This is a genomic window from Micromonospora sp. NPDC047753 (assembly GCF_040642735.1).
Taxonomy (GTDB): domain Bacteria; phylum Actinomycetota; class Actinomycetes; order Mycobacteriales; family Micromonosporaceae; genus Micromonospora.
The window spans coordinates 1-3,120 of record NZ_JBEYSL010000656.1 but is presented as its reverse complement, the minus strand read 5'-3'; the positions used below and the strand labels follow the sequence as shown (position 1 = coordinate 3,120).

3 protein-coding genes and 1 pseudogene are annotated in these 3,120 nt (G+C 69.9%); 2 read left to right on the top strand and 2 right to left on the bottom strand.

Annotated elements, in window-relative coordinates; all coding sequences use genetic code 11:
• Positions 1-1,606: phenylacetic acid degradation protein PaaN (gene paaN, locus ABZ749_RS32655; RefSeq protein ID WP_357234670.1), on the top strand; the 1,606-nt coding region annotated here is incomplete at its 5' end.
• Positions 1,607-1,774: 168 nt separating this feature from the next.
• Here the strand turns inward: paaN and ABZ749_RS32650 are convergent.
• Positions 1,775-2,305: a GNAT family N-acetyltransferase gene (locus ABZ749_RS32650; protein WP_357234668.1), complete on the bottom strand. Its 531-nt coding sequence runs from the start codon at positions 2,303-2,305 to the stop codon at positions 1,775-1,777.
• Positions 2,306-2,630: 325 nt separating this feature from the next.
• Between ABZ749_RS32650 and ABZ749_RS32645 the strand changes: the two genes are divergently transcribed.
• Complete coding sequence (locus tag ABZ749_RS32645; RefSeq protein WP_355005844.1) at positions 2,631-2,834, top strand: cold-shock protein; 204 nt, start codon at positions 2,631-2,633, stop codon at positions 2,832-2,834.
• A 195-nt stretch (positions 2,835-3,029) separates the two neighbouring features.
• Here ABZ749_RS32645 and ABZ749_RS32640 read toward each other — a convergent pair.
• Positions 3,030-3,098, bottom strand: a pseudogene (locus ABZ749_RS32640) (LamB/YcsF family protein); the annotation flags it as partial.
• Positions 3,099-3,120 lie beyond the last annotated feature (22 nt).

Genomic DNA, 3,120 nt, shown 5'->3' with positions numbered 1-3,120 from the left:
CACGGAGCGGGGCTACTGGTCCGCCTATCCCGAATCCCCCAGCCCCCGGGTGTACGGCGAGACCGCCGCCGCCGACGGTAAGGCCGCCTTCGAGGCGTACCTCGGTGGTGACTTCCCGCTCGACCAGCCCGGCACTGGCGTTCGGGTCGCCACCGAGACGAGCCCGTTCGGGGTGGAGTTGGCGGTGCGTTACCCACACGCCGGCCCCGGTGAGCTGATCAACGCCGCCTCCGCCGCGCTGCCGGCGTGGCGCGACGCCGGCCCGCAGGCCCGGGTGGGCGTCTGCCTGGAGATCCTCGACCGGCTGCACAAGCACATCTTCGAGCTGGCCAACGCTGTGCAGTTCACCAGCGGGCAGGCGTTCGTGATGGCCTTCCAGGCCGGTGGCGCGCACGCGCTGGACCGGGCGCTGGAGGCGCTGGCGTACGCGTACGCCGAGATGACCCGGCACCCGGGCACGGCGGGTTGGGAGAAGGCCGCCGGCAAGGGTGACCCGCTGCGGATGACCAAGACGTTCCACGTGGTGCCGCGTGGGGTGGCGCTGGTGATCGGCTGCAACACCTTCCCGACCTGGAACTCGTACCCAGGGCTGTTCGCCTCGCTGGTCACCGGCAACCCGGTGATCGTCAAGCCGCACCCGCGCGCGGTGCTGCCGCTGGCCATCACCGTGAAGTACGCCCGGGAGGTGCTCGCCGAGGCCGGGTTCGACCCGAACCTGATCATGCTGGCGGCCGAGGCTCCCGGTGAGAAGCTCGCGAGTGACCTGGCCCTGCACCGGGCCATCCGGATTGTCGACTTCACCGGCTCCACCGAGTACGGCGACTGGCTGGAGACGCACGCCCGGCAGGCATCGGTCTACACCGAGAAGGCCGGCCTCAACACCGTCGTCGTCGACTCCACCGACGACTTCGCCGGCATGTGCCGCAACCTCGGGTTCACGCTGACCCTCTACAGCGGGCAGATGTGCACCACCTCACAGAACATCCTCATCCCGGCCGGGGGCATCGAGACCGACCAGGGGCACAAGAGCTTCGACGAGGTGGCCGGCGGGATCGCCGCCGTCGTCGGCAAGCTCACCGCCGACCCGGCCCGGGGTGTGGAGCTGACCGGTGCCATCGTCAACGACGGGGTGCTGGAGCGGCTGGCCGAGGTGACCAAGGTCGGCGAGCCGGTGCTGGAGTCGCGGGCCGTGGCCCACCCGTCGTACGCCGACGCGGTGGTGCGTACCCCGACGATCGTGAAGCTGACCGCGGACGACTCGGAGACGTACGGCCGGGAATGGTTCGGGCCGATCTCGTTCGCCATCGCTACCGACTCGACCACGCACAGCCTGGAGCTGCTGCGCCGGACGGTCGGCGAGAAGGGCGCGCTCACCGCCGGTGTCTACTCGACCGACGAGGCGGTGCTGGACGCAACCGAGGCGGTGGCGGTCGAGGTCGGGGTGCACCTGTCCTGCAACCTCACCGGCGGTGTCTTCGTGAACCAGTCGGCGGCGTTCTCCGACTTCCACGGCAGTGGAGCCAACGCGGCGGCCAACTCGGCGCTGACCGACGGGGCGTACGTGGCGAACCGGTTCCGGATTGTTCAGTCGCGGCGTCACGTGTAGGTGGTCGCGGTTGGGGGTTTCCGGGGCAGCCCGACCCGCTTCGGGCGGTCAGGCTTGATCCCTGCGCGGGTCGGGCTGCCCCGGAAACCCGTTGTGGGCACGGCGGTGGCGTCGCTGCCGGCTTTTTTAGGGCATCTCAGTGGTTCTGCCTTGGGATGGTTCTCTGTTCTAGGCTGTTCGGCGCATCTGTAGCTCGGTCAGGGCTGGGATGTTCGGGTGGGGGACCCGTACCCCGGTGTCCTTGAAGCCCAGACGCTGGTAGGCGCGATAGGCGCGGTCGTTGCCGACCACCACCTCCAGCAGCAGTTCCGGCCGGCCGCAGGCCCGCGACCAGGCGGCCACCCCGTCGATCAGCTCGCCGAGCAGGCCACTGCCGCGCCAGGTCGGCGTGACGTACACGGCGTAGATCACGGTCAGTCCCGGTTCGTTCGGGTGGGTCGTACCACCGGCGTGCCCGACCAGCCGGCCGCCCGGGTCGGCGACGAACTGCGCGTTACCGGCACCGGCCGAGGTGTACGCGACCCGGGCGGCGAACTCGTTGTGCGGTCGGGCCGCCGCGTCCGCCAGGGTCTCCAGGAAGGCCAACGGCGCGTCGGCCAGCATCTCCAGGCGCAGCGCCCGCATCCGGGCGGCGTCCTCCGGCCGGACCCGGCGGATCTCCGCGAGCCGCACTGTCGGCGGGCCCATGTCGGTGGTCATGTCCGCATGCCTACCACAGGGCAGGGATGGCGTTTCGCGAGCTGGGCCCGATCGCCGTCATCTCGGGGCCGCCCGGCGAACGCCCCTCCATTCTGCAATGACGCGGGCGAATCCGGTGGCTCGGGAATCAGGCCGATCAGCGCGGCCGGTGCGCCTCGGAGTGTGTCTGTTTTGTGGCCGTGCGCGGCCGTCAGTCCTCGTGTAGCGTGCGATTTCGGTCACCTTCTTCAATGGCGGTCATCGATCGCTGAGTCGGTGGTCCGGGGCGTCCGGCCGTGCCGTGCGCCGAGTCAGGCAACGCCGGGCAGAGTGAGGGAAGTGCACAGTGGCACAGGGCTCCGTGAAGTGGTTCAACGCCGAAAAGGGCTACGGCTTCATCGCCGTCGACGGCGGGCAGGACGTTTTTGTCCACTTCTCCGCGATCGAGATGGACGGTTACAAGGCGCTGGACGACGGTCAGCGGGTCGAGTTCGAGATCACCCAGGGCCAGAAGGGCCCACAGGCAGAGCACGTACGCGTCATCGACTGAGCTTCCTGGCCGATCGGCCCCGTGAGTCGGGGCTGCGGCAGGGGCGTGCACCCGGGAAGATCGTGAACCGTTCCAGCCGATGCTGAGGAGCGTTCATGACCGACCAGCCACCCCCGCACACTCCGTCCTCCGGGTCGGGGGAGCCGGACCCGTCCTCGCCCGCCGGCAGCCCCGGCCCCGCCGGTCCGCCGCCCTCAGCAGTGCCTCGTCGTCACCGAGTCGCCAGATGCCGAATCCCTCGCCCAGGTCAGCGTTGAGGTCCATGGAATCTGACGGTAGTACCTGG